Origin of the sequence: Comamonas sp. w2-DMI (assembly GCF_040187735.1) — a bacterium.
Lineage (GTDB): Bacteria > Pseudomonadota > Gammaproteobacteria > Burkholderiales > Burkholderiaceae_C > Comamonas > Comamonas terrae.
Window position 1 is genome coordinate 242,272 of the sequence record NZ_JBANEL010000004.1, and the last position, 24,483, is coordinate 266,754.

Consider the following 24,483-nt stretch of genomic DNA (forward strand, 5'->3'; position numbering starts at 1 on the left):
TGCGGCAGCCGCCCCGTTTCAGGCTGTCTCGATCAGCCGCGCCCCCTTGCCCACTTTTTCGAGCAGGCGCGTGAAGTCCTGCGCCGGCAGGGGCCGGCTGCAGAAATACCCCTGGAAGAAGTCACAGCCCTTCTGGCGCAGGAACTCCAGCTGCTCGCGGTTTTCCACGCCTTCGGCCAGCACCTTGAGGCCCATGGCATGGCCCAGCGCGATGACCGAGCTGCTGATGGCCATGTCGTCGGCACTGTGCGGAATGTCGCGGATGAAGCTCTGGTCGATCTTGAGCAGGTCCAGCGGAAAGCGCTTGAGGTGGGCCAGCGACGAATAACCGGTGCCGAAGTCGTCGATGGCCAGGTGCACGCCCAGTTCGCGCAGGCGGTTGAGCACCTGCAGGCCCTCTTCGGGATGCTCGGCCAGCGCGCTTTCGGTGATCTCCAGCTCCAGCTGCTGGGCGGGATAGCCGGTCTGCGCCAGCACCTGCTGGGTCGCGCCGGCCAGATCGGTGAGCAGCAGCTGGTGCAACGAGACATTGACGGCAATGGTCAGTGCCGGCAGGCCGGCGCTGCGCCACTGCTGGCCCTGGCGGCAGGCCTCCTGCAGCACCCACAGGCCCAGCGGCCCGATGAGGCTGGAGCTCTCGGCCACGGGGATGAAGCGCGCCGGAGAGATCAACCCTTCGTCGGGGTCCAGCCAGCGCAGCAGGGCCTCCGCACCGATCAGGCGGCCCGTGGCCAGCTCCAGCTGCGGCTGGTAGTACAGGCACAGATGGCCCAGATCCAGCGCGCGGCGCAGCCGCGCCTCCAGCGCCAGCCGCTCGCGGGCGGCCTGCGTCATGCCTTCGCTGAAGAAGCACCAGGTGCCCGAGCCGCGGGCCTTGGCGCCGTAGACGGCCGCATGGGCATCACGCATCAGCTCCTCGGTATCGAGCGCATGCTCGGGATACAGGCTGATGCCCACGCTCAGGCCCACGACCACGGACAGTCCGTCCGGCGAAGTCCAGGGCCGGGCCGCGGCGCGGATCAGGTGCTCGGCCACGGCAATCGCCTCCTCGCGGCCGTTGAGCCCCGGGCAGACCACGGCCAGTTCGTCTCCGGCCAGGCGGCCCAGCATGTCCCCATGGCGCAGCGCGCCCTGCACCTGCTGCGCCACATGCTTGAGCACCATGTCCCCGACCGCGTGGCCATAGCTGTCGTTCACGTCCTTGAAGCGGTCGATGTTGAGCAGCATCACGGCCATGCCGTCCTGCGTTGCACGCGCCTGCTCCACGGCCTCGCCGAGCAGCCCCTCGAATTTCGCGCGGTTGGGCAAGCCCGTGAGCACGTCGCTCTGCGACAGGAACTCCAGCTGCCGCTCGCGCGCCTTGTCGCTGGAGATGTCGGTGAACATGCATACGTAATGCGTGACCGTGCCCGCTGCATCCTTGACCGCGCTCAGCGACATGCGCTCCAGAAACACCTCGCCGCTCTTGCGCCGGTTCCAGATCTCGCCCTGCCAGTGCCCCGTGGCCCGCATGCTGGCCCACATGTTTTCATAGAACGCCTTGCCGTGCAGGCCGGACTTGAACATGCGCGGCGTCTGGCCCAGGATCTCCTCCTCGGCATAGCCCATCAGCCGGGTGAACGAGCGGTTGGCCGAAAGAATGCGGCTTTGCGCATCGGTCACCACCACGCCTTCGATGGTGTTGTCCACCACGGCAGCCGCCAGGCGCTGGCGCTCCTCGGCATCGCGGCTGGCGGTCTGATCGGCCAGCAGGCCCGACAGGCGCTGCAAGCGCCCTTCGGCATCCACGCGGCTTTGGCCGTGCACCTTGAACCAGCGGTAGACGGAGTCGAAGCACAGCAGACGCGCCGTCAGCACGATTTCGCGGCTTTGCCGCAGCGCGCTCCGGAGCATGGAGCGGGCGGGCCTGCGGTCCTCGGGATGCAGGCGGGAGAAGAAATCGAAATCACGCACCAGGTCGCTGCCGCGGTAGCGCAGCATGCGGGCCACGCCCTTGGAGAAATGGAAATGCCGGGCCGCGCCATCCCACTCCCAGACGCCGTTGCCGCTGCCTTCCAGCGCCAGGCGCAGCGTGGTCTCGCTGCGCTCCAGCGCCTGCCGGGCGGCCAGCACCTCGGTCAGGTCCTGCAGCACGCACACCAGGGCCAGCGGCCCTTCGCCGTCGGCGGCCCGCATGCGGCTGGCCGTGCACAGCACGGGCGTCACCTTTTCCGTGAGCACGTTCACGCAGCGGCGCAGCATCTGGAAATGGTCGCACTCGCCGGCGACCAGGCTGGCCATCTGCCGCTTCACCTCCTGCGGGTCGTCGGCCGGCACCAGCAGCCGGAAGTTCTCGCCCTGCAGCGAATCCGCGCTGCGCCCCAGCCAGCCGGCCAGGCGCGCATTGGCCCAGACGATCTCGGCGCCATCGAAGCGCACCCGCGCAATGCCGGCCGGCGCATGGCGCGCCACCAGGGCCAGTTCCTGGGCGGTTTCCTGGCGCACGCCCTCGGCGCTGCGCTTGCGCACCAGCAGCCAGGCGCCGATCAGGGCCGTGATCAGCAGCCAAGCGGCAAACAAGGCTATCTGCCAGCGGGCCGACCGCTGATGGGCGGACACGCCAAAATAGGCCAGCACCCACGCCTGGGCCCCCAGCCATGTCATCCCCGCACACACGTAAAGGGCCACCAGCATCCAGGGCCTGATGTGGGAATGACCTCCCTCGCTTTTCATGTATTTCCTTTGTCCGCAGGGTCCTGCCCTTGCTGCGACAATCGCCCAGCTATGACCCAAGCCTATATTCTGACCCTTTCCTGCCCCGACCGACTCGGACTGGTACATGCCGTGTCGGGCTTTTTGCTGGAGCAAGGCGGCAACATCGAGGAAGCCGCCCAATACAACGACCCGGCCACCGGCCTGTTCTTCATGCGCGTGCAGTTCGCCTGCCCCGGCACCGACGTGGCCACGCTCAAGGGCGCGGTCGCCGAACTCGCAGGCCGCTACCAGATGCAGTGGAACCTGCATCCCCAGGACGAGCGCATGAAGACCGTGATCATGGTCAGCAAGGAAGGCCACTGCCTCAACGACCTGCTGTTCCGCTGGAAGACCGGCCTGCTGCCCATCGACATCCGCGCCATCATCAGCAACCACCGCGAGTTCTACCAGCTGGCCGCCAGCTACAACATCCCGTTCCACCACATCCCGGTGACGGCCGCCACCAAGGCCCAGGCCGAAGCACGGCAGTACGAGATCGTCGAAGCCGAAGGCGCCGAGCTGGTGGTGCTGGCCCGCTACATGCAGGTGCTCTCCAACGACCTGTGCGCCAAGCTTTCGGGCCGCGCCATCAACATCCACCACAGCTTCCTGCCCAGCTTCAAGGGCGCCAAGCCCTACTACCAGGCCCACGACCGCGGCGTGAAGCTGATCGGCGCCACGGCCCACTATGTGACGGCCGACCTGGACGAAGGCCCCATCATCGAGCAGGACGTGGCCCGCGCCGACCATACCGACACCGTCGAGACCCTGACTGCCCGCGGCCGCGACACCGAGAGCCAGGTGCTGGCCCGCGCCGTGAAGTGGCACAGCGAGCGCCGCGTGATCCTCAACGGCCACAAGACAGTGGTCTTCCGTTGAAGCGGGCCCGGGCATAGCCTGCCGCGACGCCATGGTGACGATCACCAGTACCGTGACCGGCAGCGCCGCCGCCCTCCACAGCGGCGGCGCGCGGCGCATCCCGCCCATCCAGTGCCTGCTGACCTTCGAAGCCCTGGCCCGCCTGCGCTCGGTCACCCAGACGGCCGAAGAGCTGTGCGTCACGCCCAGCGCCGTCAGCCACCGCGTCAAGCAGCTCGAGCAGTTGCTGGGCACGCGCCTGTTCGGCCGCGCCGATTTCTCGCTGACCACCGACGGCATCGCCTACCTGGCCCATGTGCGCGAAGGCCTGGGCGCGCTGCAGCGCTTTCCCGGCACCGCGGCCGCTCCCGGGCGCCGGCGGCTCAAGCTCGCGGTCACGCCCACGTTCGCCCGCTCCATCCTGATCCCGCGCCTGCGCCAGTTCACCGAGGCCTATCCGGAGATCGACATCGCGCTGCAGGTGTCCATTCCGCTGCTGGACGTGATCGCCGAGGACGCCGACCTCATGGTGCGCTTCGGCACCGGCCACTATGCCGACGTGGAGCATATCGAGCTGGCGCGCGACACCGTCACGCCGCTGGCCTCGCCGGCCTTTCTGCGCGAGAACGGCCCGTTCGAGCGCCCCGAGGACCTGGAAGGCCAGCCGCTGCTGCGCAGCCCGCTGGACCCGTGGCGCACCTGGTTCGCGGCCGCCGGCCTGTCCTGGCCCGAGCCCGGCGAAGGCTCGCAGTTCAACGACGTGGGCCTGATGTGCGACGCCGCCGCGGCCAGCATGGGAGTGGCGCTGATCCGCCACAAGCTGGGCCTGCCATGGCTCGAGAACGGCTCGCTGGTGCGCCTGTTCGACCTCGATGCGCCCAGCCCCCATGCCCACTACCTGTGCTGGGAGACCGGCACCATGGACCGCTGGGAATGCGCGGCCTTTGCCGAATGGCTGCGCAAGGCCATGAACTCCTGACACCGCCCCTCTGCCAGCTTTTGCCACCGCCGGCAACCCGCAGTTGCCCTCTGCCCTTTTCCAGCACAGTGCCGTGGCCGCCCGGCTGCGCTGCATCAAGGCCGCTGCATGGCTGCCGGTCAAAACTATGTAACGTCGCGCCGTGCGGACACTGCAGCGCTGGCCCTCTTCAACGACTTGCGGCCGCTGGCCATCATGCGCCCCACGACCCAAGAAAACAGTCCATTCGGGAGGGGGAGAACCATGCACAAGCGAAAAAGCCATCTGAAGGCTCTGTTGCTGGCATTGCCGTTGTGGGCCGCCGGTCCTGCACCGCTGCAGGCCGAGGAACAGCCCATCGTCATCGGCGCCAGCCTGCCGCTGTCTGGCGTCCAGGCCGATGCGGGCAGGGAGGGCCAGGTCGTCATGCAGGCCTATGTGGATGCCGTCAACCGCCAGGGCGGTATCGGCGGCCGGCCGCTGCAGCTCAAGGTGCTCGATGACGGCTACGAGCCCCAGCGCGCGGCCGGCAATGCGCGCCAGCTGATCCATGGCGGCGCCGTGGCCCTGCTCAGCTGCTGGGGCTCGGCCAGCTGCGGCGCCATGCAGCCGGTGCTGCAGGAGGCGCAGATCCCGCTGGTCGGCGCGCTGGCCGGCACCGGCCCCGTGCGCCAGCCGCAGGGCCGCTACACCTATCTGCTGCGCGCCAGCACCTTGAGCGAAATCTCGGCCATGGTGCAGCAGATGCAGACCCTGGGCCAGAACCGCATCGCCGTCGCCTACCAGCAGGACAGCTTCGGCCAGAACAGCCTGGAGGCGGCCCGCGCCGTGCTGGGCTCGCACAGCCTGCAGCCGCTGGCCGAGATCGCGCTGGAGCCCTCGGGCGGCAATGCCGCCGCGGCTGCCGCCCAGCTGGCCCGCCAGCCGCAGCTGCAGGGCGTAATCGTGCTGGCCGGCGCGCCGGCCACCGTGGGCCTGATCACCGCGGCGCGCCAGGCCCAGGTGGGCGTGCAGTTCTACAACCTGGCCGCCCAGGCCCACCAGGGCGTGGTCAAGGGCCTGGGCGAACACACGCGCGGCGTGATCTTCACCACGCTGGTGCCCAGCCCCTGGCGCACGGCGCTGGCCGTGTCCAAGGACTACCAGCAGCTGCTGGGTGCCGCGGGCAAGCACAGCGCCTCGTACATGGGCATGGAGGTCTATCTGAATGTGCGCACGCTGGTGGACGGCCTGCGCAAGGCCGGCAGCGGCGTCACGCGCGCCTCGCTGGCGGCGGCGCTCGACAGCCTGGGCGAGATGCACTACGGCCCCATGAACATCCGCTTTGCCAGCGGCCGCCACCAGGGCTCCAACTATGTGGGGCTGGCCATGCTGAACCAGCAGGGCCATTTCATAGATTAGGCATCAAATCAACCTCAAACCTTTGCACAGCAAGCGTAGACAGCTATTGTTTTAGACACTAGAAAACAGGCAGCTTCAGCGCTTTTCACATGCGGCTGCAAGAAAACTCACGCCGCACCCGGCATCCTTCCTCTACAGTCGGGGCATGATGCCCGCCAGCTCTCTTTCCGATCCGTCGGCCGCCGCCGATGCCGCCCGCCGCCAGCCGGCTGCTACCGAACGCGCCCGCCGCCAGGCCGAGGTGCTCGATGCGCTGCGCCCCCATGTGCCCGCGCATGCGCTGCTCTACCAGACCGAGGACACCACGCCCTATGAATGCGACGGCCTCACGGCCTACCGCCAGCGCCCGCTCGTGGTCTGCCTGCCCGAGACCGAGAGCCAGGTGCAGGCCGTGCTCAAGGCCTGCCATTCCATCCAGGTGCCCGTGATCGCGCGTGGCGCCGGCACCGGCCTGTCGGGCGGCGCCATGCCCCACCCCATGGGGGTGACGCTGTCGCTGGCCAAGTTCAACAGGATCCTCAAGGTCGACCCGTACAGCCGCACGGCCCTGGTGCAGTGCGGCGTGCGCAACCTGGCCATCAGCGAGGCCGCCGCACCCCACGGCCTGTACTACGCGCCAGACCCCAGCAGCCAGATCGCCTGCACCATCGGCGGCAACGTGGCCGAGAACTCGGGCGGCGTGCACTGCCTCAAGTACGGCCTGACGGTGCACAACGTGCTCAAGGTCAGGGGCTTCACCATCGAAGGCGAGCCCGTGGAGTTCGGCTCCGATGCGCTGGACACGCCGGGTTTCGATCTGCTGGCCACCGTCATCGGCAGCGAGGGCATGCTGGCCGTGGCCACCGAAGTCACCGTCAAGCTCATCCCCAAGCCCATGCTGGCACGCTGCATCATGGCCAGCTTCGACGATGTGCGCAAAGCTGGCGACGCCGTGGCCGCCGTGATCGCGGCCGGCATCATTCCCGCCGGCCTGGAAATGATGGACAAGCCCATGACCGCCGCCGTCGAGGACTTCGTCAAGGCCGGCTACGACCTCACGGCCGAAGCCATCCTGCTGTGCGAATCCGACGGCACGCCGGAAGAAGTGGAGGAGGAAATCGCACGCATGAGCGAAGTGCTGCGCGCGGCCGGCGCCACGGCCATCGCCGTGAGCGAAAGCGAGGAAGAGCGGCTGCGCTTCTGGAGCGGGCGCAAGAACGCCTTTCCGGCCAGCGGCCGCATCAGCCCCGACTACATGTGCATGGATTCGACCATTCCGCGCAAGCGCCTGGCCGACATCCTGCTGGCCATCCAGCAGATGGAGAAGAAATACGGCCTGCGCTGCGCCAATGTCTTCCATGCGGGCGACGGCAACCTGCATCCGCTGATCCTGTTCGATGCCAACGATCCCGACGAGCTGCACCGCTGCGAGCTGTTCGGCGCCGACATCCTGGAAACCAGCGTGGCCATGGGCGGCACCGTGACCGGCGAACATGGCGTGGGCGTGGAAAAGCTCAACTCCATGTGCACCCAGTTCACCACGGCCGAGAACCAGCAGATGTTCGCGCTCAAGGCCGCATTCGATCCGCTGTCGCTGCTCAATCCCGGCAAGGTGATCCCCACGCTCAACCGCTGTGCCGAGTACGGCAAGATGCTGGTGCGCGGCGGACAGATCAGCCACCCCGACCTGCCCAGGTTCTGAGCCTGCGTCACGTCTTGGCAATGCCTGGCACGGAAGGGGCGCACCGCCCCTTGCCGGGCGCTTCAGGCGCGGTCCCGGCCGAGTCACCGCCCGAATCACCGGCCGAGGTTGGCATGCGCCCCCCTGCGGCGCCCTCGCAAGCTCGCTCCTGTTCACGCAAGGCCTTCAAATATTTCACGTTGGCACGGATGGTTTCGATCTGTGCCCGGGTCAACGGTCGTGGAATCCTTGCTTCCCCGGCCCTGACCCATGCCACGGCATGGGTCCCGGAGTCGCAGTGCGCAGGCGCGTGCTCATCGCGATTCAAGCCCATTGTCCAGCCTCCTCGCCTTCGGCCAGCCCAACGCGTGGGCCTGCCATGATGTAACTTTTCAACTTAACCAAAAGTCAATCATTAATGTAACTTCAAATAGAAGTTACGCTCGGCATCCGGCATTTTTATAAGTTGCGGCCGCATGCAGAATGCAAAGCAGCGGTTTGCGCAAAAGTTACGCGAGGCAATGGAGGCGGCAGGCTACGAGGCCAAGCCTTCGGTCCTGGAGCGCGAGTTCAACAGCCGCTACTGGGGCAAGCCCATGACGCTGCACGGCGTACGCCGCTGGCTTCTGGGCGAAACCGTTCCCGGCCACCGCAAGCTGGCCACTCTGGCCGAATGGCTGCAAGTGCCTGCGCATGAACTGGCCTGGGACCCCGCCGAGGTGCCCCGGACCCGCGAGCAGCCCGCGCCCTGGAGCGTTTCCCTGGGTTACGAGGACCGCGAGCTCTTCGACCTCTATCTGCGCCTGCCCGTGCCCAAGCGGCGCCTGGCGCGCGACGTCATATTGGCCATTGCGCGCGCCCATGCGGCCGAAGAGGCCGAGCGCGCGGCCCAATCCTAGAAGGCCAGGCTCAGCCGCCAAAGGCACGCTGGCGCGCCTCGCGCTGCGCCGGCGTTTCGTCGAGCAGTTCGCCGATCACTTCCTGGCGCGATCTGCCGCCGGCGGCCTGCGGTGCATCGGCCGGATAGACGCTGGCGTTGAAGCGCGACGCGCCGCCCTGGCGCACGGCGGTCTCGGCCTCCGCCAGCACCTGGGCGCGCGTCTTGCTGCTGCGGAAATGGTCGGGATGCGTGGTGACCCCGGATTCGTTGTTGGCCGGATGCCAGTAGCTGCCGGCCATGGCGGCGCCGGGCAGGCTCATTGCCGCCGATGCGGCCAGGCCGGCCATCAGGGAAGCGGGAAAGAAGCGGCGTTGCGTCATGGTCTAGTTCCTTTCAGAAGTGGTGGAAGGGGCTCTCTTTCCAGCGTTGCGGAAAGATGCATCCACTGTAGGAACCGGGCTCCGACAGCACGCCCACAAGACCGTGACATTGCTGTCATCCACGGTCCACAAAAAAGCCGGGGCCCTGTTCAAGGCTCCGGCTTTGGACGAGGCAACGTGAAGACGGCTATGCGGCTGCCGGTTCGCCGCCCGCCGACGGGTCGTTGCGGTGCACCAGCCGGTACAGCAGCGGCAGCACCAGCAGCGTGAGCATGGTGGACGAGAGGATGCCGCCGATCACCACCGTGGCCAGGGGGCGCTGCACCTCGGCCCCCGTGCCCGTGGCGATGGCCATGGGCACGAAGCCCAGCGAGGCCACCAGGGCCGTCATCAGCACGGGACGCAGGCGCGTGAGCGCGCCTTCGGTCACCGCCTCGGCCACGCTGCGCCCGGCTTCGCGCAGCGAGCGTATGCAGGCAATCATCACCAGGCCGTTGAGCACGGCAACGCCCGACAGCGCGATGAAGCCCACGGCCGCCGAGATCGACAGCGGAATGCCGCGCAGCCACAGCGCCAGGATGCCGCCCGTGAGCGCGAACGGGATGCCGGTGAAGACGATGAGCCCGTCGCGCACATTGCCGAACATGGCGAACAGCAGCACGAAGACCAGCAGCAGCGCCACGGGCACCACGATCTGCAGGCGCTGGCGCGCGGACTCCAGGTTCTCGAAGGTGCCGCCCCAGCGCGTCCAGTAGCCAGGCGGCAGCTGCAGGGCTTGCAGGCGCTGCTGGGCCTCGCCCACGAAGGAGCCCATGTCGCGGCCGCGCACGTTGGCGCTGACGACGATGCGGCGCTTGCCGTCCTCGCGGCTGACCTGGTTGGGGCCGGGCGCGGTCTCGAAGCGGGCCACGGCCGACAGCGGCACAAAGCCCATGCGTCCGTCGGCGCCGCGCGGCAGGGCGATGGGCAGCCGGCCCAGCGCCTCCATGTCGTTGCGCACCTCCTCGGGCAGGCGCACCTGGATGTCGAAGCGCCGGTCGCCCTCGAACACCGTGCCGGCCTCGCTGCCGCCCAGCGCCGTGGCGATGGTGTCCTGCACATCGCCCATGTTCAGGCCGTAGCGCGATGCCTTCTCGCGGTCGATGTGCACGGTGAGCATGGGCAGGCCCGTGGTCTGCTCGACCTTGACCTCGGAGGCCCCCTGGATCTGCTGCAGCATGCCGGCCACCGCCTGGGCGCTCTTTTCGAGCACGCCCATGTCGTCGCCGAAGATCTTCACCGCCACATCGCTGCGCACGCCCGAGATCAGCTCGTTGAAGCGCAGCTGTATGGGCTGGGAGAACTCGTAGTTGTTGCCCGGTATGCGCTCCACGGCGGCCTGCACGGCGGCCAGCAGGTCGTCGCGCGAGCGTGCGGGATCGGGCCATGCGCTGCGGTCTTTCAGCATGATGTAGCCGTCCGAGATATTGGGCGGCATGGGGTCCGAGGCGATCTCGGCCGTGCCCGTGCGCGCGAACACGCGATCGATCTCGGGGAACTCCTTCTTGAGCGCCCTCTCGATCTGCATCTGCATTTGCAGCGATTGCGTGAGGCTGGTGCCGGGAATGCGCAGGGCCTGGATGGCGAAATCGCCCTCGTTGAGGTTGGGCGCGAATTCGCTGCCCAGGCGCGAGGCCAGCAGCAGGGAGAGCAGCACGGCCACGCCGGCGGCCGTCAGCACCACGGCGGGCGCGGCCATGACGCGCGCCAGCACGGGCGCATAGGCGCGGCGCGCCCATCCCATGAGGCGGTTCTCCTTCTCGGCCACCTTGCTGCCCATGAAGAGCGCGATGGCGGCGGGAATGAAGGTGATGGACAGCAGCATGGCGCCGGCCAGGGCGATGACCACGGTCAGCGCCATCGGATGGAACATCTTTCCTTCCACGCCCGTGAGCGCGAAGATGGGCAGGTACACCACCATGATGATGAGCTGGCCGAACAGCAGCGGGCGGCGGGCCTCGCGCGCGGCGGCGAAGACCTCGTGCAGCCGTTCGCTGCGCGTGAGCAGGCGGCCGCGCGCCTCCTGCGCATGGGCCAGGCGGCGCACGCAGTTTTCCACGATGACCACGGCGCCGTCGATGATGATGCCGAAGTCCAGCGCCCCCAGGCTCATGAGGTTCGCGCTGACGCGCCAATGCACCATGCCCGTGAAGGTGAACAGCATGGACAGCGGAATGATGAGCGCCGTGATCAGCGCCGCGCGCAGGTTGCCCAGGAACAGGAACAGGATGACCACGACCAGGGTGGCGCCCTCGACCAGGTTCTTCTTGACGGTGGCGATGGCCTTGTCCACGAGGTTGGTGCGATCGTAGACGGTGATGGCCCGCACGCCCGCCGGCAGGCTGCGGTTGATCTCGCGCATGCGCGCATCCACGGCCTGCGAGACGCTGCGGCTGTTCTCGCCGATCAGCATGAACACCGTGCCCAGCACCACTTCGCGGCCGTTGTCGGTGGCCGCGCCCGTGCGCAGCTCGCGGCCCAGGCCGACCTCGGCCAGGTCGCGGATGCGTATGGGCTGGCCCTGCGCGCTGCCGACGATGACCTCGCGGATGTCGGCCATGCCCGCGACCTGGCCCGGCGCGCGTATCAGGTACTGCTCGCCCTGGCGCTCGATGTAGCCGGCGCCCACATTGGTGTTGTTGCGCTGCAGCGCGGTGACGATGTCGGCCAGCGTGAAGCCGTAGGCCGCCAGCCGCTCGGGCCGGGGGGCCACCAGGTATTCCTTGGCGTAGCCGCCGATGGAGTTGATCTCGGTCACGCCGGGCACGTTGCGCAGCTGGGGCTTGATGACCCAGTCCTGGATCTCGCGCAGGTCCATGGGCGTGTAGGGCGTTCCGTCGGCCTTCTTCGCGCCCTCTTCGGCTTCCACGGTCCACAGGTAGATCTCGCCCAGGCCCGTGGAGATGGGCCCCAGCGTGGGCGTGATGCCCGCGGGCAGGCTGCCCTTCGCCTGCTGTATGCGCTCGTTGACAAGCTGGCGCGCGAAGTAGATGTCCGTGCCGTCCTTGAACACCACGGTGACCTGGGACAGGCCGTAGCGCGACAGCGATCGCGTCTGCTCCAGATGGGGCAGGCCGGCCATCACGGTCTCCAGGGGATAGGTCACGCGCTGCTCGGTCTCCAGCGGCGAATAGCCGTTGGCCTGGGTGTTGATCTGCACCTGGACATTGGTGATGTCGGGCACGGCGTCGATGGCCAGGCGCTGGTAGCTGAAGATGCCCAGCCCCGCCATGGCCAGCACGGCCAGCAGCACCAGCCAGCGCTGCTCGATGGCGAATCGGATGATGCGTTCAAACATGTTTCTTTCCTAGCCGCAGTAGCGATTTCCGCGCCTTGCACACGCGTTCTGAAATAGGCATGGCCCAAACGCGAGACGGCCAGCAGGGGCCGCCCCGCAGCATGGGCCGTCGTCCCCCTGGGGGGAAGCCGCGAAGCGGCTCAGGGGGGTCAAGGTCAATGCGTGTGTTCAGCGCTGGCCTTGCCCAGCTCGGCCTTAAGCACGAAGCTGCCTTCGGCCACATAGGGCTGGCCGGGCTGGAGGCCTTCGAGCACCTCGGTCGCCTTGGCATCCGAGCGGCCCACGCGCACGGGCCGGGCCCGGAATCCTCCCTTCACGGGCACGAAGACCACCGCCTGCTGGCCTTCCATGCGCTGGATGGCCGATGTCGCCACGGCCAGTGCGGCCTGCCGGGACGAGGCCGTCAGCTCCACGTTCACGAACAGGCCCGGGCGCCAGACGCCGTCGGGGTTGGGCAGGGTGATGCGCGCGGGCGCCGTGCGCGTGTCCTGGCCGATCAGCGCGCCCACATAGGCCACTTCACCCGTGGCCGAGGAATCGAAGGCCGTGGCCCGCACCGTGGCCTTTTCGCCTACCCGCACGGCCGGCAGGTCGGGAGCGGCCACGCGCATCTCGGCCCAGACCGAGCGCAGGTCCGAGATGGTGAAGACCTGGGTCGTGTCCTGCACGGCCTCGCCCACGGCCAGGTGCTTTTCCACCACCACGCCGTCAAACGGAGCGCGCAGCTCGAAGCGGTTCAGGCCGCCCGCGCCGCCCGCGCTCGCGCCCGCGCCGCCCGCGCTCGCGCCCGTGGCAGCCAGCTTCTGCTGGGCGTTGGAGACCGCGATCTCGGCCTCGCCCAGGGCCTGGCGGGCCTGCAGATAGTCCTGCTCGGCCGATACCTTTTCCTCCCACAGCTGCTTTTCGCGCGCATAGGTGGTGCGCGCCAGCGACAGGCGTTTCTGTGCGGCCAGCAGCTCGCTGCGCTGCTCCGACACGGCGGCGCTGCTGAGCACGGCCAGCAGCTGGCCCTTCTTCACGTTCTGGCCCAGGTTGGCGGCCACGCTCTCGGCCACGCCCGCCACGCGCGGCACCACATGGGCCGTGCGGTCTTCGTTGAAACGGATTTCGCCGGGCAGCTGCAGCACGGAGCGCACCGTGGTCGGGCCGGCCTCGGCCAGCCGTATGCCGGCTGTCTCCATGCGCTGGGCATCCATGGCGATCAGGCCTTCGTCCTCATCGTGGCCGGCTTCGGACTTGCGGGCCGCAGGCGCCCCGCCGCCTTCATGGTGCTCGCCATCGGCATGCGCCTCGTCGTGCGCGTGGGCAGAGGCCGCCGCGCCATGGTGCTCGCCGTCGGCATGGCCTGCGGCTTCGCTGTGGCCGTGCCCATGGGCCGCCTCGGCCCCGGTTCCGCCTGGGGTGCCGCTGCGCAGGATCAGCACGGCCGCTAGCGCACCCAGCGCGAGGATGGCGGCGATCGCCACGACGGTACGGCGCGGCGCCAGAGGTGTGGGGGATGGAGTGTTGCTCATGGTGTGGTGCGGTCGGATGGTTCTGCGCCCAGCAGGCGGTCGATGTCGGCGGCCGCGCGCTGCGTGGCCAGCAGTTGCTCCAGGTACTGGCTGCGTGCCTCCGACCAGGTGCGCTGGGCGTCGAGCACGTCGAGGTAGGCGAACTTGCCCAGCGCAAAGCCGCGCGCGGCCAGTTCATAGGCCGTGCGTGCCGTGGGCAGCACCTCGCCGGCCAGCAATCGGGCCTGCTGGCTGCTGGCCTGCAGCTGCTCGCGCGCCTCGAACACTTGGGCCTGCAGCTGGATGCGCACGGCCTGCAGCTCGTCCTCGGCCCGGTCGGCCAGGCGCAGGGCCTGCAGCTGGTTGCCGCGGTTGCTGTCGAAGACCGGCAGCGGCACCGAGATGCCGACCACCAGCTGGTTGCGCCCCACTTCCGTAGCGCGCTTGACGCCCAGGCTCAGCGTGGGATCGGGCAGGCGCCGTGCGCGCTCCAGCTCGGCGGCGGCCCGGCTTTGCGCCAGGGCCTGGCGTGCGCGCAGCACGGCCGGGGCCTGCTCCATGCGCTGCTGCAGCGCCTGGAACGCCGGTACCTCGGGCAGCGCATCGACGCCCCCCGAGCCTTCGCCTATAGCGTCTCCGAAGGGACGCACGGCGTCGCCCCACAGCGCCTGCATCTGTACGCGCGCCACGCGCAGGCCCGACTGCGCCTGGGCCAGCTCCAGCTGCGCGCCGGACTCGGCCACGCGGGCCTTGGTCTCTTCCAGCGGCGCGATCTTGCCCGCGGCCACGCGCTTGGCCGCGGCTTCGCGCGCACTGCGGGCAATTTCCAGCGTCTGCCTGGCCAGGCTCACGCGCTGCTGCGCGGCCAGCAGGCCGAAGAAGGCCGCGCGCACATCGGCGCGCAGCGCGGCCTCGGCGGCGGCCAGTTCGGCCCGGACCACATCGCGGCCGCGCTCGGCCACGCGCATGCGGGCCGCGCGCTTGCCGCCGACTTCCACGGTCTGGTTCCATTGCAGCGTCACCGAGCGCGTGCTGCTGCGCGTGTCTTCCTGCGAATACGCGAGTTCGGGATTGGGCCGGGCCTGGCTTTGCAGCACGGCGCCCTCGCTGGCCGCCAGCGCCTGGCGCGCCGCGCGCAGGCCGGGGTTGTGATCCAGCGCCAGAGCCAGCGCCTGCGGCAGTGACAGCGACGGCGCATCACCCACCGACACATCACCCACCGGCGCACGGCCGGCCGCCGCGGCATGTACCGCCTCGGCCCGGGCTGCAGGCCATGCGGCAGCCATGGCCAGGCCCAGCAGGCTGCAGCGCAGGGTGCGGAACGGGACATCGAACATAAAAAACTCCTGGCTCTCTCCAGCCTGCCACGACTGTAGAAACCCGGGGGCGACGCCTCTCTGACCGGAAGATGACAAATTCGTCATCTGGCTGCACGGCGGCTGAAGGCATGGATCGCGCACAATGCGGCCCATGAAACTGCTGGTCGTCGAGGACGAGATCAAACTGGCCGAGTACCTGCACAAAGGCCTGACCGAGGAAGGCTTTGTGGTCGATGTGGCCCACAACGGCATCGACGGGCTGCATCTGGCCACCGAGCTGGCCTACGACCTCATCGTGCTCGACGGCATGCTGCCCGGCATCGACGGACTGGCCGTGCTGGCGGCGCTGCGCCAGTCCCTGCAGACCCCGGTGCTGATGCTGACCGCGCGCGGCCAGGTGGAAGACCGCGTCAAGGGCCTGCAGGGCGGCGCCGACGACTACCTGGTCAAGCCCTTCGCGTTCTCGGAGCTGGTGGCGCGCATCCATGTGCTGCTGCGCCGCGGCGCAGCAGCCCAGGCCGTGCCCGAGGCCACGGTGCTGCGCATGGCCGACCTCGAGCTGGACCTGATCCGCCGCCGTGCCACGCGCGCGGGCCAGCGCCTGGACCTGACGGCCAAGGAGTTCAATCTGCTGAGCCTGCTGCTGCGCCGCCAGGGCGAGGTGCTGTCGCGCACCGAGCTGGCCTCCCAGGTCTGGGACATGAACTTCGACAGCGAGACCAATGTGGTCGAAGTGGCCGTGCGGCGCCTGCGCCTCAAGCTCGACCAGCCCTTCGAGCGGCCGCTGCTGCACACCGTGCGCGGCATGGGCTACGTGCTGGAGTCGCGCGCACCGTGATGCCCTGGCAGTCCGACGTTCCCCACCTGGGCCGGCGCCTGTCGCGCTGGCTGGCGCTGCAGACCATGCTGGGCCTGGGGCTGGTGTGCGTGGCGGTGTACGTGGTGATCGCGCTGGCGCTGGCGCTGCGCCAGCAGGAGGTGCTGGACCACAAGCAGCAGGCCGTGCAGCACCTGCTGGCCGAGGGGCGGGCGGTGCATGGGGCACCCGAGCTGGCGCACATGCTCGACGACTTCCTGACCGGGCACGACGAGCTGTCGCTGCGCATCCTCGACGCCCAGGGCAGCCCGGTGTACGAGCATCCGCGCCACGGCGCCGGCGGCGATGGGCGCCCGCTGCACCGGCGCTTCGCGGTGCGGCTGCCCGGCAGCGGGCAGCCGGTGCAGGCCGACCTGCAGCTGGACCGCAGCGATGACGACGCGCTGCTGCGCCACCTGGCCTGGACGCTGGGGCTGGCCGCGGTGATCGGCACGCTGCTGGTGTCGCTGGCCGGCATCTGGCTGGTGCACCGCGGGCTGGCGCCGCTGCATTCGCTGGTGGAGCAGACGCGCCGGCTGTCGGCGCAGGACCTGCAGCGCCGGCTCGACGACAGCGGCCAGCCCCAGGAACTGCGCCCGCTGATCGCCCAGTTCAACGCGCTGCTCGAGCGCCTGTCCGTGGCCTACCGGCAGATGGAGGCCTTCAACACCGATGTGGCGCACGAGCTGAACACGCCGCTGACCACGCTGATCAGCAGCTGCGAACTGGCGCTGCGCAAGCCGCGCGGCGAGGCCGAGCTGCGCGAGGTCCTGTCCTCCAACCTCGAGGACCTGCAGCGCATGGCCGGCATCGTGGGCGACATGCTCTTCCTCTCCCAGGCCGACCGCGGCCAGGGTGCGCGCCTGAGTGCCGTGGCCAGCCTGGCGGCGCTGGCGCACGAGGTCATCGAATTCCATGAAGCGGCGCTGCAGGAAGCCGGCGTGCAGGTGATCGTGCGGGGCGATGTCCCGGCGCAGGTCGACGCGCGGCTGCTGCGCCGCGCGCTGTCCAACCTGCTGGGCAATGCCACGCGCTATGCCGCGCCGGGCTCGACGATTGCCGTGCAGATCAGCCACCACCCCTGCGCCCGCCATGAAGGCGCAGGCGATGTGGAGCTGGCCGTCATCAACCAGGGCCCGCCGATTCCTGCGGAGCATCTGCCGCGATTGTTCGACCGCTTCTACCGCGGCGATGCGGCGCGCAGCCAGGCCGACCGCAACCATGGCCTGGGCCTGGCCATCGTGGCGGCCATTGCACGCCTGCACGGCGGGCGCACCTTTGCCGAATCGGCCGGCGGTCGGACGCGCATCGGCCTGCTGCTGCCGCTGCCCGGCGCCATCCCCGCAACATCCTGACACCGGCCTTGCCGGGCGCTCACAACGCGCGGCACCGGCTCACGCAGCTTCCGGAACGCAACAGGGCGCCGGACCACGCCCACAGCAGCGGACAAAGCCAGACGACAGCCGGGCGCTGCCCGGCGCGCCACCATAAGCCATGCCTTGCACGATGAAAGGATGCACCATGCTTCACGCACCCCACAACACGGCCCGTGCGCTGCTGGCATCGGCACTGCTGGCGGCCGCCGCACCTTTGGCGCTGGCCCAGTCCGAGGCCGGCAGGATGCCGCCCCTGCACGAGGAAGGAAGCCTGCAGTACAGCTGCGGCGGCATCGGCCTTGACGAATCCACGGCCATGCGCGCGGCCATGAAGGACTATCCGCTGTCGCTGCTGTTTGCCGCCCGGGAAGGCGAGTACCTGGCCGACATCACGGTGGAAATCAGGGGCGCCAGGGACAGCTACCGCTTCGTGGCCGGCGGCCCGGTGTGCCTGCTCCGGCTGCCCGAGGGCGCCTATACCGTGCAGGCCACGACGCGCAACGGCCGCACCCAGAGCCAGCAGACCCATGTGGGCAAGGGCAGCCACAGCCTGGACTTCAGGTTCTAGCCAGGGAGGCGATACGGCAGGGGCCGCGGGCCTATGCACCTGCGAACACCTGAGATTTGGCGCAATGGCGACAATCGCCCCATGCCCCAAGACAGCACTTCCCCCCACCATCACGCCCAGGACTATGGCGCCCACCTGCAGGCCGGCAATGCGCTGGTAGCCCAGGCGCAGGCCCTGGCCACCAGCGACTTCCAGCAGGCCCGCGCGCTCTGGCAGGCCGCCGGAAAGCAGTTCTATCTTGCGCACAAGGCAGACATGGACGCGCCCGAGGCGGCTTTCCGACTGGCCCAGGCCTGGATGGCCGAAGCCCATGCGCTGCAGAAGGAACACTCGCCCAACGCTGCCGTGATGTGGGCCAATGCCGCCGCCCAGTGCGAGCTGGCCTTCGACCTGCAGCCCGAGGACGGCCGCGTGGCCATGACTGCGGCCAGCTGCCATCTGTTCGCGGGCCAGCATGATGCGGCCAAGGCCTGGCAGCAGATCGGCCAGCACCTGCTGCAGCCGGCCGCGCCACAAGGCGGCGAAGCCGGCGCATGAAAGCAGGGCCGTCGCCGGCGAAGCACGCCCCGGCAATCGCGGGGACGCCTTCAGCTTTCGCAGGCATTGGCCGTATACGCGCAAGACGATTGCTATTGTTTCAGGAGCTTCCCGCGCCTTCCGTGTCGATGATCTGAAAGCATGGAGCTTGCAGATCGTGGCGGAGCAGGCGCTGCATGCTCTCTTATGCATAGCAGGCCTGTTCGGCCGCTCCCCCTGGCACCGGCCCGCCTGGGTCCATTCGCCGCTCAGAAGCGGCTGTTCAGCCCCACCCACAGGCGGCGGCCGTCGCCCACGGTGTTGTAGGTCTCGGCATCCAGGCGCTTGTCGCCCACGTTGTAGAGCGCCACGTTGAGCGTGGTGCTCTTGGTGAGCTGGTAGCTGCCGCCGATGTCCAGGTAGTTGTACGCCGCGTACTCGCGCACGCCGTTGGCCACCAGCGCGCCGTTGCTGCCGATGCGGGCGCCCGCATTGATTTCCTTGCCGTGGTGGTTGAACGCCGTCCAGAGCTTGAACCGGGGCGCGGCCTGCCAGTCGGCGCGCAGCGTGAGCTTGTGGCGGGGCGTGCGGGCCAGCGCATGGCCGTCGTAGGCGCCGCCTTCCTGGCGCGACTGCGTGTAGGTGTAGTTGCCCTTGAAGCCTAGCGTGCGCGTGGCCTGCCATTTGCCCGACAGCTCCATGCCGCGGATCTTGGCGCGGTCGATGTTGTAGTTGTACCAGAGGCGGTAGTTCGGGTCTTGGGACCAGCGCGCATAGCTGCCGTCCGGGTTCATCACGATGGCATTGGCCACCTTGTCCTTGAAGTCCGTGTAGAACAGCGTGGCGCTGGCCTGCAGGTCGCGCCGGTTGTTCCACAGCGCGGCCACTTCGTAGCTGGTGCTCTTTTCGGCGCCCAGGCGGGGGTCGGCGATGATGACGCCGCAGGTGCCGCCCGGCCCGTAGGTGCAGTTGCCGCCGCCCGTGGTGTAGGCATAGCCGGGCGTGATGGAGCGCACGTCGGGCGCGCGAAAGCCCCGCGAGACGCCGCCCTTGAAGGTCCAGTCGTCGCTGGCATGCCAGACGGAGTACACGCGTGGGCTCCAGTGCTTGCCATAGACCGGATGGTCGTCCAGGCGCAGGCCGCCCGTCACGGCCCAGCGCCCGGTGATGCGCCATTCGTCCTCCAGGAACAGGGCCTTCTGCGTGATGCCGTAGCTGCGCACGATGTTGTCGCGCAGGCCGGGGTTCACGTCCTCCAGCTCGGCGCGGTTGACCTGGCCGCCGGCCACCAGCAGGTGGCTGCCCAGCGGCATGGTCAGCTTGGCATCGAGCACGGTGTTGGTGATCTCGGGCGCGCGGGCATTGCGCGCCCACTCCTGCGACTGGCGCGGCAGCGTGAAGTTCTGGCGCCGGGCCTGTTCGCGCGACAGCGACACTTCCGATGTCGCCCAGCCCCAGCGGCCCGTGTGCGAGAGCGCGTAATGGTCGCGGCTGTTCTTGTTGTAGGCCGGCGTGCCGCTGGGCGCCAGCGTCTTGCCGGGGCTGCTGCCGCGCTTGACGTCGGTGGTGCCGGCCTCGAGCAGGATGTCGTGGTATCTGCTGGGCGTGATGGCCAGGCGCGCCGTGATGTCGCGGTCGGAGGCATCGTTGGTGCCGTTCAGCATCCTGTCCTCGCCGCGGTGGTAGCTGCGGCCCCAGACCTGCAGGCCCGCCAGGTCCTGCTTGATCGGCCCGCCCAGGTAGAACTGCTCCTGGTGCGAGTCGCCGAGGTCGCTTTTCTGCAGCGTGTAGTCGGCGCTCAGCGAGCCGCCCCAGGCGGCGGGTACCTTGCGCGTGATGATGTTGATCACGCCGCCCATGGCGTCCGAGCCGTACAGCGAGGACATGGGGCCGCGCACCACCTCGATGCGCTCTATGGCCTCCAGCGGCGGGATGAAGCTCTGCTCGAAGCCCGCGTTGCCATTGGTGCGCGCCTCGCGCGTGCTCTGGCGGCGCCCGTCCACCAGGATCAGCGTATAGGCGCCGGGCAGGCCGCGGATGAAGATGTCCTTTTCATTGTTCACGCCGGTGACCGACACGCCCTCGATGTCGCGGATGGCATCGGTCAGGTCGCGAAACGGCTTGCTTTGCAGTTCCTCGCGGGTGATCACGCTGACGGACGCGGGCGCATCCTCGATGGCCTGCTCGAAGCCCGATGCCGTCACCACCACGGTCTCCATGCTGCGCTCGGGCGAGGCTTGCGCGGCCCGCGCCGCGCCCGGGCCCGCCAGGACGGCCAGGCCAGCCAGGCCGGCAGCGGCCAGTGCCACGGCTTGGCGCTGCAGGCCGGGCTGCGGCCACCCGGCGGCGCCGGCTTGAAGCGGGGAAAAAGAGGGACGGACCTGCGCAGGGCGGTGCGCATGCCTGGGCGTGGATTGGTGATGCATGGGATAGCTCGGAAGATTCGACACATACGGCCACGCGCCGGCCGACGGGAACGCGCAGGGCGCACCGGTGCCGGCCGGCGCAGGGACCGGCAGGACATTCGCGAATGATGTTGTGCGTGAGGCCGCCGCAACGGCCGTGGGAAGGCCGTCCTGGCTATGCCATGCCGGGCTGTGCGGCATGGCGGGCCTGCGCTGCGCGCCAGCTGCATGGAAGCTGGCCGAGGCGGGCCCGGCTGGGGAGAGAGTGCGTGAAGCGCCTATTTATTGCGAATGGTTCTCATTGTAAATATGGATGGCGGCATTGTGCAAATCTGTAAGCCCGACATGCGCCTGCCGCCGGCCCGGCGGGCTTCATGCCAGCATCTGCCGCAGGCTGCGCCACAGGCTGCCCGCATGCGAGAGCAGGAACAGCGCCAGGCCGATGGCGCCGCCCACCAGCGTGCCGTTGATGCGGATGTACTGCAGGTCCTTGCCGATATGGGTCTCGATCAGCTCGGACAGCTGCTCGGCATCCCAGCGCTTGACGGTGTCCGCGATGTGCTGGCCTATGAACTGCGAGACATCGGGCGCCAGCGCCGTGGCCCAGCGCTTGAGCCGCTCGTTCATGGAGCTGCGCAGCGCCTCGTCGTGCGCCAGCGACTGGCCCAGCCAGCGCCCCATGGCCGTGGCCTTGCGCGCGATCTGCGAGTGCTCGTCGGCCAGGTCCTTCTCGATCTTGACGCGCAGGCCCAGCCACAGCTCGCGCAGATAGCTGGCCAGCTTCTCGTCGTGCAGCAGGTAGTGGCGCAGCTTTTCCACGCGCTGCTCGTATTCGGGGTCGTTCTGCAGGCGTTCGATCAGGCGGCGCACCGAGGCATCGAAGGCCTCGCGCATGCGATGGTCGGGATGGTGGGCAATGTCCTGCAGCAGGCCGTCCAGCGCCGCGGCGATCACGCTGGCCCCCTTTTCGCCCAGCCAGTCGGTGGGCAGCATTTTTTCCTTGAGCGGATGCTCGCGCTTGAGCCAGGCCACGATGGTGTGCGCGATCAGCACATGGGTCTGTTCGTTGCGCAGCACGCTGCCCAGGCGCGCCAGCACATCGTCGAGCACGGCCTGGTGGCGCCCGCCCTGGGTGAGGCCGGTCAGCAGCGAAGCCGCAGCCCCGGTGAGATTGAGCTGGGACAGGATGGCCTTGAGCGACTGGGTGAGGAATTTCTCCACCTGCGTGTCCTGCACCATCTCCAGCGCGGCCAGCGCCAGGCGCGCGACCTGCCTGCCCAGCAGCGTGCTGTTGGCGGGCGTGGTCAGCCAGTCGCTGAGCGCGCGGGCCGGGTCGTGGCGCCCGATCAGCGCCACCAGCGAGGGCGCATCCAGGAACTTGTCGCGCACGAAGACGGCCAGGTTCTCGCCGATGCGGTCCTTGTTGCGCGGAATGATGGCCGTATGCCGGCCCACCCACGGCAGCGGAATCGGCCTGAACAGCGCCGTCACCGCAAACCAGTCGGCCAGCGCGCCGACCATGGCGGCCTCGCAGATGGCGCGCAGGCAGGCCAACCACAGCGGCACCTCCTGCCCCGCGATCGCCCAGCGCGTGCCGGCCAGCGCCGTGGCGACGAATCCTGCGCTCACCAACAGCAGCAGGACCAGCGGCATGCGCTTGGCCTGCTGCAGTGAGCGGCGTTGTTCAGGCGTGAGCATGCGCTAGAGCATACGGCCTCTTGGCCCGGCCGTCTTCCGGCCGAGCCGCCGCCGGGGCGCGGCATGCGTCAGCCGGCCTTGGCGTTTCCTGCGGTATCGGCCAGCCGGGTGTCCTGGCTCCAGGGCCACCAGCTTTCCTCGAAGCGCACGTCGATGGGCAGGCGGTTGACGCGGTGCTCGGCCGGCAGGGCCTGCAGCGGACGCAGCTTGACGACGACCGCGGCACTCTGCGATTCCATCGGACCCACGCGCTCGGCCGGGATGCGCTGGGTTTCGGAGAACACCTCGTCCACCTCGGCCGGCACCTTCTGGCCGTCCAGGAAGACCAGCGTGGCCTTCTGGCCCTTGCGCGCGTACTTCAGGGACTGGGGCGTCAGATAGGCCTGGACCCAGGGCGCCTTGCGCGTCTGCAGCACCATCAGCTCGTCCCCGGCCACCACCCATTCACCGGCCTTGACGAAGCTGCGCACCACCTGCGATGGCACGGGCGCCATCAGGTCCGCGACCGGCGTGATGTTGCTGGCCTGCGCCAGCCCCACGGCCTGGCGCGTGGCTGCCGCATCCTTGGCCGCCTGCAGGTACAGGGCGCTCTGCTGCTGGCTGGCCGCCAGGATCTCGCGCTGGGTGCGGCCTATCTCGGCCTGGGCCTGCAGCATCTGCAGGCGCGCGCCGTCCACTTCCTGGCGCGTGGCCGCGCCCTGGCGGAACAGCTCGTCCATCTGGCGCACGCGGTCCTGCATCAGGGACAGGCGGCCCTGCGCGGCCTGCAGGCTGGACTGCAGGGCCTTTTGCTGGCCCTGCAGGTCCTGGCGCTGCATCGCATAGGTATGGTCGGCGGAACTGGCCGCCGCGCCGGCAGCCTGCACCGCGCCGGCGGCAGGCGTGGGCACCTGCTTTTGCACCACGCGCAGCACGCGCGCGCCCTGCTCGGCGGTCTGCCCTTCCTGGGCCACCTGCTCCACCTGGCCCGTGATCGGCGCGCGCACCACCACCTGGTCGACGACCACCATGCCGGGCGAGGCGCGCAGCAGCGTGCTGCTCACGGCCTTGTAGACGAAGTACAGGGGAATCAGCAGCACGATGCCCAGCACCAGATACCAGCGCCAGCGCGGCACCGTGCGCTTGACGTTGTCGTACTTGACGGGAATGCCATTGCTGACCTCCGCCGAAGCCGGCGGGGCATTGAATTGAATCTTCACGGTTGAGCCTCCATATAGTCTTCCCAGGACTGCACGACGATGCCTTTGAAGCCGGGCACCGTCCGCAGCGATTGCGCCACCCCCTGCCAGTGGGCCAGCGCCTGGCGCCGGCCCACGCGAAACAGGCTCTCCTCCGAGGGCAGTTCCTTCTCGATGCTTTGCGCCACGGCCAGGTCCAGCCCCTGCGGCATGGGCGGCAGCTGCTTGATGACGTTCACCGTGCTCTGCGCATTGGCGCTGTAGATCATGGGCACGACTTCCTTGACGCCGGCCTTCTGCAGCGCCTGCAGGAAGCCGGGGTCGCGCAGTTCGCGGTGGTGCGTGGTCAGCGAGATCGGCAGGCGGCTCTGGCCCACGGCCTCCTTCAGGCTGTCGAGCGCATGGCGGTCCCAGTCCTTTTGCTGCGCCTCGGGCAGCTGGCTGCGCTCCAGGTCCAGGTGGACCATGCCGAACGGCATGGTCTGCACCTTCTGCAGCAGCGCCAGCATGTTGCCGCGGCCCTGGGGCAGCACCCAGGTTGGCTCGCCCAGCAGCAGCTCCAGCCGGATGCCGCGCTGGCGCGCCCGCTGCGCGAGCTGCTCCAGTCCCTGGCGGGCCTTCTCGTCGGCCGCCAGGCGCTGCAGCTGCTCCTCGGTGAACGACACCAGCAGGCGCTGCGTGCCTTGCGGCAGCTGGTCCACGCGGGCCGGCTGCTGCACCCACTGCCAGCCTTTCCAGGCATACCAGCCGGTGCCCGCAGGCGCGGCCTGCGCGGCGGTGGCAGCGGGCTTGGCCGCGCCGGCTTCATCGCCGGGACCCGCCTTCTGCGCCGCCGCAGCCGGACCGGCGGCAGCCATGGCCGCAGCG

Annotated in this window: 17 protein-coding genes and 1 pseudogene; 9 read left to right on the forward strand and 9 right to left on the reverse strand. The window is 69.1% G+C overall.

Annotation, left to right across the window (positions count from 1 at the left end; translation table 11 throughout):
* Positions 1–18 precede the first annotated feature (18 nt).
* Entirely contained in the window at positions 19–2,712 is a 2,694-nt protein-coding gene (locus V8Z74_RS06865; RefSeq protein WP_066475765.1) for a sensor domain-containing protein, read from the reverse strand.
* A gap of 51 nt (positions 2,713–2,763) precedes the next feature.
* Between V8Z74_RS06865 and purU the strand changes: the two genes are divergently transcribed.
* From purU to V8Z74_RS06890, 5 genes are all read left to right on the forward strand, one after another.
* Positions 2,764–3,612, forward strand: coding sequence for a formyltetrahydrofolate deformylase (gene purU, locus V8Z74_RS06870; protein WP_066475762.1), 849 nt, complete (start codon positions 2,764–2,766; stop codon positions 3,610–3,612).
* Positions 3,613–3,643: 31 nt separating this feature from the next.
* Complete coding sequence (locus tag V8Z74_RS06875; RefSeq protein WP_349708651.1) at positions 3,644–4,570, forward strand: LysR substrate-binding domain-containing protein; 927 nt, start codon at positions 3,644–3,646, stop codon at positions 4,568–4,570.
* A gap of 243 nt (positions 4,571–4,813) precedes the next feature.
* The gene (locus tag V8Z74_RS06880; protein ID WP_349708652.1) at positions 4,814–5,950 is read left to right on the forward strand and encodes an ABC transporter substrate-binding protein; all 1,137 of its coding nucleotides are present in this window, start codon (positions 4,814–4,816) and stop codon (positions 5,948–5,950) included.
* 145 nt (positions 5,951–6,095) lie between these two features.
* Complete coding sequence (locus V8Z74_RS06885) at positions 6,096–7,631, forward strand: FAD-linked oxidase C-terminal domain-containing protein (RefSeq protein ID WP_349708653.1); 1,536 nt, start codon at positions 6,096–6,098, stop codon at positions 7,629–7,631.
* 455 nt (positions 7,632–8,086) lie between these two features.
* Positions 8,087–8,509, forward strand: coding sequence for a DNA-binding protein (locus V8Z74_RS06890; protein WP_066475756.1), 423 nt, complete (start codon positions 8,087–8,089; stop codon positions 8,507–8,509).
* A 10-nt stretch (positions 8,510–8,519) separates the two neighbouring features.
* On the opposite strand, the gene V8Z74_RS06895 is transcribed toward V8Z74_RS06890, so the two are convergent.
* The 4 genes from V8Z74_RS06895 to V8Z74_RS06910 form a co-directional block, all read right to left on the reverse strand.
* Positions 8,520–8,870 carry a DUF4148 domain-containing protein gene (locus V8Z74_RS06895; protein ID WP_349708654.1) on the reverse strand — a complete coding sequence of 117 codons (351 nt, stop codon included), beginning with the start codon at positions 8,868–8,870 and terminating at the stop codon, positions 8,520–8,522.
* Between the two features lie 187 nt (positions 8,871–9,057).
* Complete coding sequence (locus tag V8Z74_RS06900; protein WP_349708655.1) at positions 9,058–12,207, reverse strand: CusA/CzcA family heavy metal efflux RND transporter; 3,150 nt, start codon at positions 12,205–12,207, stop codon at positions 9,058–9,060.
* A gap of 155 nt (positions 12,208–12,362) precedes the next feature.
* Complete coding sequence (locus tag V8Z74_RS06905; RefSeq protein ID WP_349708656.1) at positions 12,363–13,721, reverse strand: efflux RND transporter periplasmic adaptor subunit; 1,359 nt, start codon at positions 13,719–13,721, stop codon at positions 12,363–12,365.
* The gene (locus tag V8Z74_RS06910) at positions 13,718–15,037 is read right to left on the reverse strand and encodes a TolC family protein (protein ID WP_349708657.1); all 1,320 of its coding nucleotides are present in this window, start codon (positions 15,035–15,037) and stop codon (positions 13,718–13,720) included. The genes V8Z74_RS06905 and V8Z74_RS06910 overlap by 4 nt, the downstream gene beginning before the upstream one ends.
* A gap of 133 nt (positions 15,038–15,170) precedes the next feature.
* Between V8Z74_RS06910 and V8Z74_RS06915 the strand changes: the two genes are divergently transcribed.
* The 4 genes from V8Z74_RS06915 (at position 15,171) to V8Z74_RS06930 (ending at position 18,356) form a co-directional block, all read left to right on the forward strand.
* The gene (locus V8Z74_RS06915) at positions 15,171–15,857 is read left to right on the forward strand and encodes a heavy metal response regulator transcription factor (protein WP_349708658.1); all 687 of its coding nucleotides are present in this window, start codon (positions 15,171–15,173) and stop codon (positions 15,855–15,857) included.
* Positions 15,857–17,230, forward strand: a complete 1,374-nt coding sequence (locus V8Z74_RS06920; RefSeq protein WP_349708659.1) for a heavy metal sensor histidine kinase — start codon at positions 15,857–15,859, stop codon at positions 17,228–17,230. The genes V8Z74_RS06915 and V8Z74_RS06920 overlap by 1 nt, the downstream gene beginning before the upstream one ends.
* A 166-nt stretch (positions 17,231–17,396) precedes the next feature.
* On the forward strand, positions 17,397–17,819 hold the full coding sequence (locus V8Z74_RS06925) for a hypothetical protein (RefSeq protein WP_066475744.1): 423 nt from the start codon (positions 17,397–17,399) through the stop codon (positions 17,817–17,819).
* 81 nt (positions 17,820–17,900) lie between these two features.
* Complete coding sequence (locus V8Z74_RS06930) at positions 17,901–18,356, forward strand: hypothetical protein (protein ID WP_349708660.1); 456 nt, start codon at positions 17,901–17,903, stop codon at positions 18,354–18,356.
* A 248-nt stretch (positions 18,357–18,604) separates the two neighbouring features.
* On the opposite strand, the gene V8Z74_RS06935 is transcribed toward V8Z74_RS06930, so the two are convergent.
* From V8Z74_RS06935 to V8Z74_RS06950, 4 genes and pseudogenes are all read right to left on the reverse strand, one after another.
* The gene (locus tag V8Z74_RS06935) at positions 18,605–20,761 is read right to left on the reverse strand and encodes a TonB-dependent receptor domain-containing protein (RefSeq protein ID WP_349708661.1); all 2,157 of its coding nucleotides are present in this window, start codon (positions 20,759–20,761) and stop codon (positions 18,605–18,607) included.
* Between the two features lie 351 nt (positions 20,762–21,112).
* Positions 21,113–22,438 (reverse strand): DUF445 domain-containing protein, encoded by a 1,326-nt coding sequence (locus V8Z74_RS06940; RefSeq protein ID WP_066475739.1) that lies wholly within the window; start codon positions 22,436–22,438, stop codon positions 21,113–21,115.
* A 68-nt stretch (positions 22,439–22,506) separates the two neighbouring features.
* Positions 22,507–23,637: an HlyD family secretion protein gene (locus V8Z74_RS06945; RefSeq protein ID WP_066475737.1), complete on the reverse strand. Its 1,131-nt coding sequence runs from the start codon at positions 23,635–23,637 to the stop codon at positions 22,507–22,509.
* Positions 23,634–24,483, reverse strand: a pseudogene (locus tag V8Z74_RS06950) (TolC family protein); the annotation flags it as partial. The pseudogene V8Z74_RS06950 and the gene V8Z74_RS06945, both read right to left, overlap by 4 nt.